Origin of the sequence: Streptomyces sp. NPDC002476 (assembly GCF_042889785.1) — a bacterium.
GTDB lineage: Bacteria > Actinomycetota > Actinomycetes > Streptomycetales > Streptomycetaceae > Streptomyces.
In genome coordinates this window covers 179,291-193,491 of the sequence record NZ_JBIARH010000008.1, presented here as the reverse complement: position 1 = coordinate 193,491, position 14,201 = coordinate 179,291, and the positions used below count along the sequence as shown (strand labels likewise).

At 71.1% G+C, this 14,201-nt stretch carries 11 protein-coding genes; 2 read left to right on the top strand and 9 right to left on the bottom strand.

Annotated elements, in window-relative coordinates:
• Positions 1–136: 136 nt before the first annotated feature.
• Both ACFYXM_RS12765 and ACFYXM_RS12760 read left to right on the top strand, forming a co-directional pair.
• The gene (locus ACFYXM_RS12765; RefSeq protein WP_389289024.1) at positions 137–1,363 is read left to right on the top strand and encodes a sensor histidine kinase; all 1,227 of its coding nucleotides are present in this window, start codon (positions 137–139) and stop codon (positions 1,361–1,363) included.
• Complete coding sequence (locus ACFYXM_RS12760) at positions 1,360–1,995, top strand: response regulator (protein ID WP_389289023.1); 636 nt, start codon at positions 1,360–1,362, stop codon at positions 1,993–1,995. The genes ACFYXM_RS12765 and ACFYXM_RS12760 overlap by 4 nt, the downstream gene beginning before the upstream one ends.
• A gap of 62 nt (positions 1,996–2,057) precedes the next feature.
• Here ACFYXM_RS12760 and ACFYXM_RS12755 read toward each other — a convergent pair whose 3' ends face one another.
• The 9 genes from ACFYXM_RS12755 to ACFYXM_RS12715 form a co-directional block, all read right to left on the bottom strand.
• Positions 2,058–2,717 carry an HAD family hydrolase gene (locus ACFYXM_RS12755; protein WP_389289022.1) on the bottom strand — a complete coding sequence of 220 codons (660 nt, stop codon included), beginning with the start codon at positions 2,715–2,717 and terminating at the stop codon, positions 2,058–2,060.
• Between the two features lie 53 nt (positions 2,718–2,770).
• The gene (locus tag ACFYXM_RS12750; RefSeq protein WP_389289021.1) at positions 2,771–5,824 is read right to left on the bottom strand and encodes an alpha-mannosidase; all 3,054 of its coding nucleotides are present in this window, start codon (positions 5,822–5,824) and stop codon (positions 2,771–2,773) included.
• A gap of 25 nt (positions 5,825–5,849) precedes the next feature.
• On the bottom strand, positions 5,850–7,604 hold the full coding sequence (locus tag ACFYXM_RS12745; RefSeq protein WP_389289020.1) for a beta-galactosidase: 1,755 nt from the start codon (positions 7,602–7,604) through the stop codon (positions 5,850–5,852).
• Between the two features lie 38 nt (positions 7,605–7,642).
• Positions 7,643–9,583 carry a glycoside hydrolase family 5 protein gene (locus ACFYXM_RS12740; RefSeq protein WP_389289019.1) on the bottom strand — a complete coding sequence of 647 codons (1,941 nt, stop codon included), beginning with the start codon at positions 9,581–9,583 and terminating at the stop codon, positions 7,643–7,645.
• A gap of 116 nt (positions 9,584–9,699) precedes the next feature.
• Entirely contained in the window at positions 9,700–10,545 is an 846-nt protein-coding gene (locus ACFYXM_RS12735) for a carbohydrate ABC transporter permease (protein ID WP_351519150.1), read from the bottom strand.
• 7 nt (positions 10,546–10,552) lie between these two features.
• Positions 10,553–11,557, bottom strand: a complete 1,005-nt coding sequence (locus ACFYXM_RS12730) for a carbohydrate ABC transporter permease (RefSeq protein ID WP_389289018.1) — start codon at positions 11,555–11,557, stop codon at positions 10,553–10,555.
• Between the two features lie 5 nt (positions 11,558–11,562).
• The gene (locus tag ACFYXM_RS12725) at positions 11,563–12,846 is read right to left on the bottom strand and encodes an ABC transporter substrate-binding protein (protein ID WP_389289017.1); all 1,284 of its coding nucleotides are present in this window, start codon (positions 12,844–12,846) and stop codon (positions 11,563–11,565) included.
• The gene (locus ACFYXM_RS12720; protein ID WP_389289016.1) at positions 12,843–12,989 is read right to left on the bottom strand and encodes a hypothetical protein; all 147 of its coding nucleotides are present in this window, start codon (positions 12,987–12,989) and stop codon (positions 12,843–12,845) included. The genes ACFYXM_RS12725 and ACFYXM_RS12720 overlap by 4 nt, the downstream gene beginning before the upstream one ends.
• Positions 12,986–14,176 carry an ROK family protein gene (locus tag ACFYXM_RS12715; protein ID WP_389289015.1) on the bottom strand — a complete coding sequence of 397 codons (1,191 nt, stop codon included), beginning with the start codon at positions 14,174–14,176 and terminating at the stop codon, positions 12,986–12,988. Before ACFYXM_RS12715 ends, ACFYXM_RS12720 begins: the two co-directional genes overlap by 4 nt.
• Between the last annotated feature and the right edge of the window lie 25 nt (positions 14,177–14,201).

The following is a 14,201-nucleotide window of genomic DNA, read 5'->3' as shown; positions in this document are numbered from 1 at the left end:
TGTCTCCACGATCGCGGCTGCCCCCTTGTCCGGGCATCTGGCGTCAGGCGGCACTTCGCGGATCGAAGGACAGCACACCGGTTGCAACTTTCGATGGAGGCCGTCTCGGGGTCTGTTTTCGTAGGCTGTACACACTGTGACCGTCTCCGCCCCCGTTTCCGCCCTGACCCCGACCAGCCGGGTGCTGGCCTGGTGCCTGCACCTGCTGTTTTTCGGCCTGCTCGCCCTGGCCGCCGGCCGGGCCGTGGCCGACGGCCTGCCACACGCCGGGATGACCACCGCGGCTGCCGCGGCATGCGGCCTGGTGTATGCGGCCGGGCCGCTGCTGCCCCGGGTGCACGCCTCACGCCGTGCCGCGGCGGTGTGGCTGGCGTGCACGGGCGTCGGCTGGCTGCTGCTGCTGGCCCTGTCCGCCGACGGCGTATGGGTCGCTTTCCCTCTGTACTTCCTCCAGCTCCACCTGCTGTCGCGCTGGGCGGGCCTGGCCGCGGTCACGGCGACCGCACTCGCGGCGATCACCGGCTTCGCCGCCCACCAGCACTCCTTCAGTGTCGCCATGGCGATCGGCCCGGCCCTGGGTGCCGCCGTGGCCGTAGCGGTGGTGTGGGGATACCAGGCCCTGTACCGCGAGAGCGAACAGCGCCGCAGGCTGATCGAGGAACTCACCGCCACCCGCGCCGACCTGGCCCAGGCCCAGCACACCGCCGGAGTGCTCGCCGAACGCGAACGCCTGGCCCGCGAGATCCATGACACCCTCGCCCAGGGGCTCTCCAGCATTCAGTTGCTGCTGCGCGCCGCCGAACGCGCCCTGCCCGCAAAACCCGAGGCCGCCACCCGTTACGTCGGCCAGGCCCGCCAGGCCGCCGTGGACAACCTCGCCGAGGCACGCCGCTTCGTCGCCGCCCTCACCCCGCCCGCCCTGGAGGACACCAGCCTGGCCGGCGCCCTGGAACGCCTGTGCGCCACCACCTCCGCGCGCCATCGGATCACCGCCCGCTTCCACCTCACCGGCACTCCCGTGACGCTGCCCACCGCCTACGAGGTCGCGCTGCTGCGGATCACCCAGTCCGCCCTGGCCAATACCGTCCGCCACGCCCACGCCAGCACCGCCGAGGTCACCCTCAGCTACCTCGGCGACCACGTCGCCGTGGACATCGTCGACGACGGTTCCGGATTCGACCCCGATCGGCCACCGGCCCCCGCACAGGACGGCGGCGGCTTCGGACTCGCCGCGATGCGCGCCCGTATGCGCGCCCTCGACGGCACCCTCACCGTCGAATCCGCCCCCGGCCAGGGCACCGCCCTGGCTGCCCAGCTCCCCCTCGCCCCACCCGCCGACAGCGAACCCGAGGCCCGCCCGTGACCGACACCCCCATCCGCCTGCTCCTGGCCGACGACCACCCGGTGGTGCGCGCCGGGCTCCGCGCGGTGCTGGAGACCGAACCCGGCCTCACGGTGGTGGCCGAGGCGGCCACCGCCCAGGACGCCATCACCCGCGCCGCCGAAGGAGACATCGATGTCGTCCTGATGGACCTGCAGTTCGGCAAGGGCATGGGCGGCGCCGAGGCCACCGCCCGGATCACCGCACGGCCGGGCGCCCCCCGCGTCGTGATCGTCACCACCTATGACTCCGATGCCGACACCCTGCCCGCCATCGAGGCCGGCGCCACCGGCTATCTCCTCAAGGACGCCCCGCCCGAAGACCTGGCCGCTGCCGTACGCACCGCCGCCGCTGGGCGCACCACGCTGGCCCCCGCGGTCGCCGACCGCCTCATGAACCGGCTCCGTGCCCCGGCCGCCGCCCTGACCCGGCGCGAGACCGAGGTCCTCGCGCTGGTCGCCGAGGGCCTGTCCAACCAGGCGATCGGCCAACGGCTCCACCTCACCGAGGGAACCGTCAAGTCCCATCTGGCCCGCGTCTACACCAAACTCGGCGTCGACTCCCGCACCGCCGCCGTGGCGACCGCCACCGACCTCGGCCTCATCCGCCGCTGACCGAACCGGCTGCGAGCTGCGCCGTCGGGCGACGAGTGATCCTCGTCGCAGGTTCGACGACCTCATGACTCGGCGACGAGTCGTCGGAGCAGGCCGAGGTCCACGTCCTGCAGGCTGTGGGCGACAGTCCGGCGCGGTGCTGCGGGGATGGGGGTGAGCGAGGGCACGGCCAGGACCGTGCAGTCGGCCGCCTCCGCGGAGGCGACGCCGGTCGGGGTGTCCTCCACGGCGACGCATGCGGTGGGGGTGGCGCCGAGGGCGGCCAGAGCCGCCCGGTAGGGGTCGGGGAACGGCTTGGTGCGCGGGGTCTCCCCCGCGGCGAAGGAAGTGGTGAACCGGTGCCGCCCGAGGACGTCGAGGACGATGTCCACGACCGGCCGGGGCGAGGCCGAGACCAGGGCCGTGGCCACGCCCGCGGTGTGGACCGCCGCGAGGAGTTCCACGGCCCCCGGCAGGGGGACGACCTGCTCGCGTACGAGCTGCGTGAAGCGTCGTTCGAGGGACGCGGCGAGCCACGCCTCCCCGGCCCGGCCGACCGCGCGGGAGGCGAGGTGGGCGGCGCTGTCCTCGATCGCGCGGCCGAGGACGAACGGGAGGTCCGCGTCCGCGAGGACCAGTCCCAGCCCGAGGGCCTCCTCCTCGACCGCTTGCCGCCAGAGCCGCTCGGTGTCGACGAGTGTGCCGTCCATGTCGAAGAGGACCGCCTGGAGTTCGGTGTGCACGGAGGCTCCCTGAGAATGGGTTCGGGTGGCCCGGCCTGCGGCCGGGCCCGGGGTCACGGACGGGCCCGGAGCCCGATCCGGAGGGTACGGATCTCGAACGGGCGCAGCGTGAGGTGGAGCGATGTGCTCCGCGGTGTGCTCGGCCGGGCGGGTGCCGCTCCGTCCAGGGGGCGTTCCAGGAGGTCGGTCTCGGTCACGGTGTCCCACGGGACGGCTGTGTTCAGCGTGGTCCGGGCGCGTCCGCCGTGGGCTTCGTAGAGCCTGACGACGAGGTCGCCGGAGCGGTCGTCGGCAAGCTTGACGGTCTCGATGACGACGGCCTCGTCGTCCGTGGTGACGAGGGGGGTCACCCCCGTCGCCCCGGGGACGGAGCGCTCCGGAAGGTTGAAGGCGTAGCCCTCGCGTACGGCGTCGGCGATGTCGGCGCCGAGGACGAAGCCGTAGCGCAGCCGGTGTGCTCCCTGATCGGCGTCCGGGTCGGGGAAGCGGGGGGCCCGCAGCAGGGAGAGCCGGACGGTCGTGGTCGTGCCGCCGTCCTCGCGTACGTCCCGGGTGACGTCGTGGCCGTAGGTGGAGTCGTTGACCAGGGCCGCACCCCAGCATCGCTCGCCGACGTGGAGGTACCGGTGGGCGCAGATCTCGAACTTCGCCGCGTCCCAGCTGGTGTTGGTGTGGGTGGGGCGCCGGACATGGCCGAAGGGGATCTCGGCGGTCGAGTGGTCGGCCCGGATATCCAGGGGAAAGGCCGCCTTGAGCAGGCTCTCCCGCTCGTGCCAGTCGATGTCGGTGTCGATGTCGAGGCGCCGCGAGCCCTCCCGCAGCGAGAGCAGCTGCCGGATGCGCGAACCGCCGAAGCCGCGCCGGACCTCCACGCCCCCGTCGACGGCGGTCACGTCGTCGGCGTCCGTGAGGTCGCGCGCGGTGTTGCGGTAGAAGGCGTCGATGTCCCAGGCGTCGTACTCGTTGGGGAAGTCCTGGTGGAGTTGGAGCAGATTGGCGACGGCGCCGGGAGGCAGGGCTTCGCGGCCGGCGGCGAGGTCGACGGCCGAGACCACGAGTCCGCGGGCGTCGATCACGAAACGAACCAGGCCGTTGTCGAGCACGTGGCCGCCCTCGTACGGCGCCGGGGTGACCGTGGGTGCGGGGTCCCCGGTGCGGAGTACGGCGCCGAGGGCGTCGATGCCGCCCCGGGCGAACGGCGCGCCGTTGAAGACGACCGTGCCGGGTCCGGGGCCGGCCAGCGTCCGCTGCGCGGCGTCGACCAGGTCCTCCAGTTCGGTGCGGACCGCCGCGTAGGTCTCCTCCGCCTGCCGGTGCACCCAGGAGATGGAGGATCCGGGCAGGATGTCGTGGAACTGGTGCAGCAGCACCGTCTTCCAGAGCCGGTCGAGTGCGTCGTACGGATAGGGGAAGCCGGTGCGCACGGCTGCCGTCGCCGACCACAGTTCGGCCTCGCGCAGCAGGTGCTCGCTGCGCCGGTTGCCCTGCTTGGTCCGCAGCTGGCTGGTCAGCGTGCCCCGGTGGAACTCCAGGTAGAGCTCGCCCAGCCACACCGGGGCGTCGGGGTACTCGGCGTGGGCGCGGGCGAAGAAGTCGGCCGGCCGCTCGATGACGACCCGGGGGGAACCCTCCAGGTCGGCCAGTCGCTCGGCGCGGGCGAGCATCTCGCGGGTCGGCCCGCCACCGCCGTCGCCGTATCCGAAGGGCAGGAGGGAGTGGTTGGCCGGGCCCTTGTCCTGGAAGTTGCGTACGCCGTGGGCGAGTTCCGCTCCGGTCAGCTCGCTGTTGTACGTGTCCGCCGGCGGGAAGTGCGTGAAGATGCGGGTGCCGTCGATGCCCTCCCACCAGAACGTGTGGTGGGGAAACTTGTTGGTGGTGTTCCAGGAGATCTTCTGGGTGAGGAACCAGCGCACACCCGCCAGTTTCATCAGCTGGGGCATCGCCGCGTTGTAACCGAAGGTGTCGGGCAGCCACATCTCCTCGGTCTCGACGCCGAACTCCTCGGCGTAGAACCGCTTGCCGTGGATCAGCTGGCGAGCGAGGGCCTCCCCGCCGGTGATGTTGGTGTCGGGTTCCACCCACAGGCTGCCCACGGGCAGGAACTGGCCCGACTGCGCCTTCCGGCGCACGCGTGCGTAGACATCCGGGCGCTGGTCCTTGAGCCAGGCCAGTTGCTGGGCCTGGGACATGGCGAAACGGAATTCCGGGTGGTCGTCCATCAGATGGGTGACGTTGGAGATGGTCCTGGTGACCTTGCGCACGCTTTCGCGCAGCGGCCACAGCCAGGCGGTGTCGATGTGCGCGTGGCCGATCGCGGAGACCCGGTGGGCGCTGCCGGCGGCGGGCGCGGCCAGGGCGGGGCGGAGCACCTCCCGGGCGACGGCCGCGGTTCCGGCGACGTCCTGCACGTCCACGGCGTCGAGGGCTCGTTCGACGGCGTGCAGGATCTGCCATCGGCGCTCGGAGCCTTCGGGCAGCTCGTGCATCAGCTGCCCCAGGACGTCCAGGTCCTGGGCGAGTTCCCACACCTCCCGGTCGAAGACGGCCAGGTCTGCTCGGCGGAGTCGGTAGAGCGGATCGCCGGTGGCATCGCCGCCCGTCAGCCAGGGGGGCCGGTCCCCCGCCCGCGTCGGTGCGTGGTGCGGTTCACCGGGAAGGGGGACGGTGGGGTTGGCGGCGGCCTCGACGTAGTAGGTGAACTCTTCGCCTCCGATCGCCGGGTCGCCGACGGGGATCCACGCGTTGCGCGGGTTGAGAGCCTTGACCACGGTGCCGTCCTGGCGGTGGACGAGGCCCTCGGTCGAGAAGCCGGGGCCGGTGACGTCGAAGCCGAGGTCGAGTACGGCCTCGACCCGCTGCCCCGCCCACTCCGGCGGAATCCGTCCGCTGATCCTGAACCAGCTGGTGGACCAGGCCGGTCCCCACCGGTGGCCGACCGTGACGGGTCGGTAGGGCGCGGTCAGTGCGTCCGGCACGGGCACGGGTTCGCCCGGGGTGTTCCAGATCTCCACCTGGAGCGGCGTGGCGCGGGCGTGGACGGCCGGGCGGATGCGCCGGCCCAGCACGCGGTCGAGCCGCTGCTCGGTGAGGCGTCGGTTGCTGTGCATGGCGTGCTCCGTGAGACGGGGGCGGTCACTCCTCGGTGGGCCCGAGGTCGGGTGTGTCACGCAGGTGGACGTGGCGGGTGGTGGCGGCATGGAGTTCGAGGACGGTGATCTCGTTGGGTCCGGGTCCGAGGACGGGTCCGGGAACGTACAGGCTGCTCTGTGGTCCTCGGGACCAGTAGCGGCCCAGGGGGAAACCGTTGATCCAGGCGAGGCCCTTGGTCCAGCCGTCCAGGTGGAGGAAGGTGTCGGCGGGCTCGTCCACGGTGAAGGTGCCGCGGTGGAACGCCGGCCCCACCGGCCGCCGCGCGGGATCGGCGGTTCGGTGGACGAAGGTGTCGGGGCGGTCGAGAGGCAGGGCGCGGCTCCGCCAGGCGGCGGGCGGGTGCCCGTTGACCGTCGTGCGGCCGAGGAGGCCTTTTCGGTCGTGGAGCCCGGGTCCGTAGTTGACGCGGCCCTGGTTCTCCACGAGTACGGCGAGCCGGGCTTCCGGGCGGGGCACGGTGAAGGCGAGGGCGTGTTCGTGGTTCTCGCGCTCCAGGACGCCGACCGGTTGGCCGTCGACGAAGACCTGGGCGCGGTCGTGGACCCGCTCGACGTGCAGGACGGCTGGTCCGGGCGTGGGCAGGTCGGTCTCGTAGAGGACGAATCCGAAGGGGTGGCCGAGTTCCTCCATGGTCAGCGGGCGGTCGGCGGCCACGGGGGTGCCGAAGGTGTCGGCCTGTTCCAGCAGGCCGGCCGTGCGGGTGAGTTCCACCGGCCCGTATGCGGCCTTGGGTGCGGCGGGCGGCACGGACTGCGCGGGGACGGGTGCGTGGCGGGCGATGACGTCGCGGAAGGCCTTGTACTTGGGGGTGGGGTCGCCGGCTTCGTCGAGAAGGGCGTCGTAGTCGTAGGAGGTGACGGTGGGACGGTAGGTGCCCTTGTCGTTGGCTCCGTTGGTGAAGCCGAAGTTGGTGCCTCCGTGGAACATGTAGATGTTGACGGAGGCGCCCGCGGCGAGCAGGCGGTCGAGGTCCGCGGCGGCGTCGGCCGCGTCGCGGCGGGTGTGGATGCCGCCCCAGCGGTCGAACCAGCCGATCCAGAACTCCGTGCACATCAGCGGGCCGTGCGGCCGGTGCTCGCGCAGGGCGGTGAGCCCGGCGGCGACGCGGCTGCCGAAGCTGGCGGTGGGCAGGACGCCGTCGAGGCTGCCTCGCGCGAGATCGGAGGGCTGGTCGCAGGTGAACAGGGGGAGGTCCACGCCGTGGCGGCGCAGCATGGCGGCGAGTTCGGCCAGGTAGGCGGTGTCGTCGCCGTGGGCGCCGTACTCGTTCTCGACCTGGACGGCGAGGATCGGCCCGCCGTTGCTTCCCAGGTAGGGGCGGAGCGGGGGCAGCAGGGCGCCCAGGTACTCGTCGACCGCTCGCAGGAAGCGGGGATCGCGGCTGCGCAGGGTGAGATCGTCCTCGGCGAGCAGCCAGGAGGGCAGGCCGCCGCCCTCCCATTCCGCGCAGATGTACGGGCCGGGTCTGAGCAGGACGTGCAGTCCTTCGGCGGCCGCGGTGTCGAGGAACCGGGGCAGGTCGAGACCTCCGTCGAGGTGGAACTCCCCGCGGCGCGGGGCGTGCAGGTTCCACGGTACGTAGGTCTCGACCGTGTTGAGGCCCAGCAGCCGTGCCTTGCGGAGCCGGTCGGCCCATTGCTCCGGATGGACGCGGAAGTAGTGCAGGGCTCCGGAGATGATGCGGAACGGTCGGGCGTCGAGACGGAAACCGTCGTCGGCGATCTCCAGTCGGGGCATGGCTGTGGTGCTCCTCAGGGGGTACGGATCCGGTTGGTTCAGCCGAGCGGTCGGCACAGCAGGGCGTCGGGAACGCCTCCGTGGTTCCACTTCCACGTGTAGGCGACGCCTGCGAGGTACTCGTCGTCGGCGCACTGGCCCTTGTGGTGGCCCGGGGCCCAGTCGCTGCCGGTCGAGCCGCCGGTGGCGGGGCGGTTGTCACCGCGGTCGAACCAGAGCGCGCGGCCGGTGGTGGGCAGGGAGCCGGCTGCGGGGGCGCACAGGAGGGCCGCCATGGCGTTGCTGCGAACGCTGTAGCCGACGGCGAAGGTGTTGTCGGGGCACTGGAGCTTGTTGTATCCGGACGCCCAGTCGCCCCCGGTGACGTACCGCTCGTCGGTGACGACGGTCCAGGCGCCGTTGCCCTTCGTCGGCCCGCCGGCGTCGGTGCACAGTCCTCGGCTGTCGCCGCGGCCGAGGCCGGTCAGCCGCTGGCTGTCCGGGCAGTTGCCCTTGCGGTTGCCCGGGGACCAGTCCGGCTTCGCCAGCATGGTGGTGGAGACGTTGTAGTCGGCGTAGTCCAGGTTGAGCATGTTCCAGCGGGGGGCGGGGGCGATCCGGCCGGTCCTGCCGGGGGCATTGACGAGCTTGTTCCAGTCGGTGGCGCGCCAGTCGCCGGCGTCCATGACACCGAGCCGTGTGCCGTCCGCGCTGTAGTTGACCATGGCCCAGGAGTCCTGCGGTGTGCCGTTCGTGTCGGTCCAGCCGACCAGGGGCCAGATGGCGAAGTCGGTGTCGTTCTTCACCAGGATGTCGGTGAAGTTGCCGAACCAGGCACGTTCCTTGGCGTCGATATCGCCGCGGCCGGCGGCGCCGAACTCGCTGATCCACACGGGTGCGGTGAAGTGCTGGCCGGACCGGGTGACGAACAGGGCCTGGTCGTCGACGACCTGGGCGAGCTGTGTGGGGGTGAGTTCCTCGTAGCGCGGGTCGTGCGTCTCGCCCGTTCCGGTGGCACCGGTGTGGTTCGGGCCGGTGTAGCCGTAGAAGTGGGCCGCGTAGACGAGTTTGTCGGAGCGGATCAGGGTGTTGGACAGGGTGGCGACCGGGGTGAGTGTCGGGCGGCCGTGGGGGGTCAGGTCGGTCGGTATGCCCTGCCAGTTGATGCCCTCCATGATGACGAGCATGTCCGGGTTGGCCTGCAGGATCTTGTTGCCGGCTTCTTCCAGGGCCTTGTTGAGGTCGTGGTCGTCGCCCCAGCCCCAGTTGGCGTCGTCCCAGGTGTCCCGTCGGACCTCGTTGCGCAGATCGGCTCCGACGACCCGCTTGTCGGCCTGGTAGCGCTTCGCCAGGAACACCCAGTCGTCGATCCACTGCTGGGTCGACTGGCCGCTGTTCCAGCGCTCGTTGCCGTCCAGGCCGCAGCAGAAGCGGTAGCTGGTGGTGTGGTTGTTGAGGATGACGGCGAAGCCGTCTGCGGTCAGGGCTCCGACGACGGCGTCGAGCACCTGCAACGGGGTCTTGCCCTTGAGCTGCGGGTTGGCGGCGACGGCCGAGTCCGGGACGGCGCTCGTGTCGTGGATGAGTGCGTTGGCGAACGGAAGCCGGATGCTGTTCAGGCCGAGGGCGTGGAAGTCGGCCAGGATCTGGGCCATCGGCTTCCGGTCGAGGCCGAGCGGGATGTTGTGGGACATCTGCCTCGCCTGGTGGTTGGCGACGTCGCCGATGTCGCCGCTGCCCTGCCAGGTGCCCTGGGCGCCGGCCCAGTTGCCGGACTTGAGCTTGAACCGGTCGCCGTCGGCGTCGACGACGTATCGGTCCCGGGTGGACAGCGGGGCGGTCCATGAGGCGGCGAGCTGTGCGCCGGTGAGGGCCGGGGGCTGCGGTGCCGTCCCCGTGTCCGCCGCGGCGGCGGTGGGGGTGAGAGTGCAGAGGAGGAGCGCGGACGACGTGGCGAGGGCCGCTGTCGCGCGTCGGAGCAGGGTGATGCGAGGTGTCACGGGGAAGCTCCTTGCGGGTGGGGGACGTGTGCCTGCCTTGTGTGTGGTGCGGAACAGTGTGGTGCGGAACGGTGTGATGCGGAACGGTGTGATGCGGAACGGTGTGGTGCGGTGGATCAGCCCTTGAGGCCGCTGGTGGCGATCCCCTCGACGATGTAGCGCTGGGCGACGAGGAACATGACGACCAGGGGCGTGATGGTGACGACGGCGCCGGCGAAGAGACCGGGCAGGTTGATGGTCTGCGAGGTGAGGAAGGTGGACAGCGCGATCTGCGCGGTCCAGGCGGACGGGTCCTGGCCGATGACCAAGGGCCACAGGAAGGAGTTCCAGCTTTCGATGAAGGACAACGCCCCGAGCGAGGCCAGCATCGCCCCGGAACTCGGCAGGGCGATCCGGCGGTACAGGCCGAGCCAGCCGAGGCCGTCGAGCCGTCCCGCTTCTTCGATCTCCCGCGGGAACTGGAGGTAGAAGTTGCGGAACAGCAGGACCGCGAACGGGTTGAAGAGGCCGGGCACGATGATGCCCCACAACGTGTTGACGCCTCCCATGGAGCCGACGACGACGAAGGTCGGCACGAAGGTGACCGAGCCGGGGATCATCAGCGTGGCCACCACCAGAGCGAGCAGCACACCGCGTCCCGGAACCGGAATCCTGGCGAGGGCGTAGCCGGCGGCGGAGGCGAGGAGCGTGGAGACGGGCGCGGTGACGGCGGCGATCAACAGCGAGTTGCCGAGGGACCGGCCCATGGCGACGGCGGGGTCGTCGAACAGGGCGGTGAAGTTCTCGAAGTGCATCGTCGAGGGCCACCACGTCCACTCCGGCGCCGTCAGGCTCTGGGAGTCCATCAGCGCGTTGCGGAGCATCAGGTAGAACGGCGCCATGAAGACCGCGGTCAGCAGTCCGATGAGCAGGCCGCGCGCCAGCAGGCGCACGGTTCGGGACAGTCCGGGCAGGGTGATCATGCGCTTCTCATTCTCCGCTCCTGCCGAATCCGGTGAACCGTCCCTGGATCAGGGTCACTCCGACGATGAGGGCGGTGAGCACGAAGGCTCCGGCCGATCCGAGGCCGTAGTTCTGGCTGCCCATGGCGGTGTTGTAGAGGTGGACCAGCGGTGTCTGTACGGGGGCGGTGCCGGTTCCCGACAGCCCGCTGTTGAACAGGTTGTAGAACTCGTCGAAGGCCTGGAAGGCGGCGATGAACAGCAGCATCAGCACGGCGACGGCGGTGTTGCGCAGCATGGGCAGGGTGATCCTGGTCAGGAGCCGCCGGCCGGTGGCGCCGTCGAGCGCGGCGGCTTCGTAGATCTCCTTGGGGATGGCCTGGAGCCCGGCGAGGAAGAGCACCATGTAGAAGCCGACCTGGAGCCAGAGACGCAGCGTGACGAGGACGATCCAGTAGAGCGGTGGCGAGGTGGACTGCAGCCAGGGCACCGGCTCCGCTCCGAACCATCCGCCGATCATGTTGGCGATGCCCGACGGCAGGCCGTTGAACAGGCACATCTTCCACAACAGTGACGCGGCGACGTACGAGACGGCCGCGGGGATGAGGAAGGTGGTGCGCAGCAGGGCCCGGCCGCGGCGGATCCGGTGCACCAGCAGGGCGAGTCCGAGGGAGGCGGCGAAGGTGACCGGCACGATGAAGGCGGTGAACAGCAGGATCGCGAGCAGCGAGTCGCGGAACGCCTGGTCGGACAGGAGGGTCTGGTAGTTGTCGAGTCCGACCCAGTGGCCGAGGGCGATGGTGCCGCGCGCGTCGCTGAGGCTGAGCAGGAAACTCCAGCCGATCGCGACGTACTTGAAGACGCCGAGCCCGATCAGTGTCGGCGCGGTCAGCAGGAGGAACGCGATCCAGCCGGACCGGCCGACGCGGGGCCGGCCCGCACGGGCCCGGCCGGTGCGGGCGGCGCCCCGCGGGCTGAGCGCGGGGCGACCGGCCCGCTCGGGCTTCGGCGTGATGTCGGTCGCCGGGTTCATCGGTTTCATCGGCCGAGCTGCTTGTCGATCTCACGCTGGGCCTTCTTCACCGCGTCGGCCAGGAGAGCCGCCGGATCGCCCTGCCCGCCGGCGATCTCCGCCGCGGTCGCGTTGAACGCGCTGCTCACGGCGGTCTCCCAGGTTCCCGGGTTGTGCTTCCCGTACTTCGCCGCCAGTTCCACGGCCTCCTTGGCGTTGCCTGCGGAGAGCTTCTTCGCCGTTGCCGCCACGGACGTGCGCGGCGGGACGTGGAAGCCGTAGCTCTCGGCGAAGTCCTTCTGCAGGTCGGACTGCTGGACCCAGAGCCACTGGACGAACTTCTTGGCCGCGGCCACGTTCCTGCCCTTGGCGTTGACGCAGCTGGTCCAGCCGCCGACCCGTACAACGGGAGCGCCGCCGGCCTTGTACGCCGGCCACGGCAGCACGCCGAAGTCGTCGCCGAGCGCGGGCGAGACGGCGGGCATCGCCCACAGGCCGCACCACTGCATCGGCACGACGCCCTGGATGAAGGCGGCGGGGTCCCACCAGTCGGTGGTGAACCCCAGCAGCAGCGACTTGTCGTCGTGCAGGCGCTTCAGACCGGTCAGCGCTTCGAGCGCCCGGGCCGAGCCGAACGCCACCTTGCCATCGGGCGCCACGAGGTCGCCGCCGTTGGAGAAGACGTTGAGGAGCGCGGAGTCGCCGATGCCGTCGTTGCCGACGAACAGGCCCTTGTTCTTCTTGGTGGTCAGGACCTTCGCCGCGGCCACGAGACCGTCGAAGGTCGTGGGCGGGGTGATCCCGGCCTTCGCCAGGACACTCTTGCGGTAGTAGAGCATCATGACGTCGTCGATCATCTTGACGCCGTAGGGCTTGCCGTCGACGGTGACCGACTCGATGGCGTTGGTGTTGAAGTCGCTCTTGGCGCTGCCGTACACGTCGTCGAGCGCGGCGATCTGGCCACGGCGGGCGAGGGCCTCGCTGAAGTCGCCGATCTCGAAGACGTCGGGGGCCGCGTCGGTCAGCAGGGTCGCGTAGAGCTTGCTCGTGTAGTCGCCGGGAACCCAGGTCACCTTGACGGCTATGTCCGGGTTGGCCTTGGTGAAGGCGGTGGCGTAGCGGAGCACCGCCTGCTGGGCGCCGGCCTCGCCGTAGGCGTGGTACCAGACGTTGAGCGTGGTCTTCGCTCCGGAGGACGAGCCGCCGGTGGGGTCGGTGCTGCAGGCGGTCGTCAGGACCGTTCCGGCGGTGACGAGCAGCGATCCCGTGAGGAATCCGCGTCGGCTAAGCTCTGATCTGCGTGCGCTCATGTCGCATGTCCTTTTGTGAGGGCGTGTGCGGGGCGGATGTTCTCCCTGGTCGGCGCCCTCGTCAGTGCTTGCCGGCAGAGGAGGGCGGCGGCCAGGGAGTGGTACTCGGCGGCCGCGAGGACGACGGTTGCTGCTTCGGTCATCCGGCGCCGATCGTGGATGTGGCCGCGGGCTGCGGGAAGAGTGCCTGGATGGCCACGGCGGCGCCACCGCGGGCCCACTCCTCCCAGGGCAGCGGGCGCAGCAACAGCGGGCATCGGGACGCCGCTCCGAAGGCGTGTGCGGCGTACGCGTCCTGGATGTGGCGGCTGAACAGGTCGTAGGCGTCGGCTCCTTCGCCGCTGACGACGACACGCTCCGGGCCGACGAGGTTGACCAGCGCGGCGATGCCGACCCCGATGGCCTGTCCGGCCCGGGCGAAGGCCTCGCGGGCCGCGAGGTGGCCCTCGCGGGCCATGTCGACGGCCTCGTCGAATGTGAGATGCGGGTTCGTGGCGGCGCGGCGGACCGCCGCGAGGATCGCGTCGGTCGAGGCGATCGCCTCGACGCAGCCGCGAGCACCGCAACGGCAGAGCGGTCCGGCGGGGTCGACGCAGATGTGTCCGACCTCGCCCGCGACCCCATGGGCGCCTCTGAGCAGGTGCCCGTTGACGACGAGGGCGGAGCCGATGCCCGCGCCGATGGTGACCAGCGCGAAGTAGCCCGTGCCGATGCCTTCGCCGAACCAGTGCTCGGCGACGGTCAGGGCCCTGACGTCGTTCTCGACGGTGACCGCCAGGCCGGTGGAGGCGCTGAGCAGTTCGCCGAGCGGGACGTCGCGCCAGCCGAGGAGGCCGGAGTGGCGGAGCCGGCCGCTGTCGCGGTCCACGTCGCCGTTCACGGCGACGCCGAGGTGGCGCGTCCGGTCCCGGAACGCGGGCTCGGCGTCGAGCAGTTCGTCGACCAGATCGGCGACGAGGGCTGCGACGACCTCGGGGGCGCACACGTCGAGCGGCCGGGCAGCCGTGCACCGGATGCCGGCCCGCAGATCGCAGACGGCGCCGAAGAGCTGGTCGACGCTGATCTTGAGGCCGATGAAGTACTCCCGGTCGGGAGCGACCGCGAGCGGGTTGACCGGCCGGCCTGCGCCGGGCGCGGTGCGCTCCGGCGGGAGTTCGTACAGGTAGCCGTCATCGATGAGGGGTCTGGCTGCCTTGGTGACCGCTGTCGAGGAGAGCCCCGTCCGCCGCGCCAGTTCCACCCTGCTGAGCGGTCCCTCCGCGAGGAGCAGGGCGAGGACCGCAGTCTCGGCGGGCGCACTGACCAGAGGCTGGGAGTGATGTCGAAGCACGGGTGCAACGTAGAGCAAATAAATA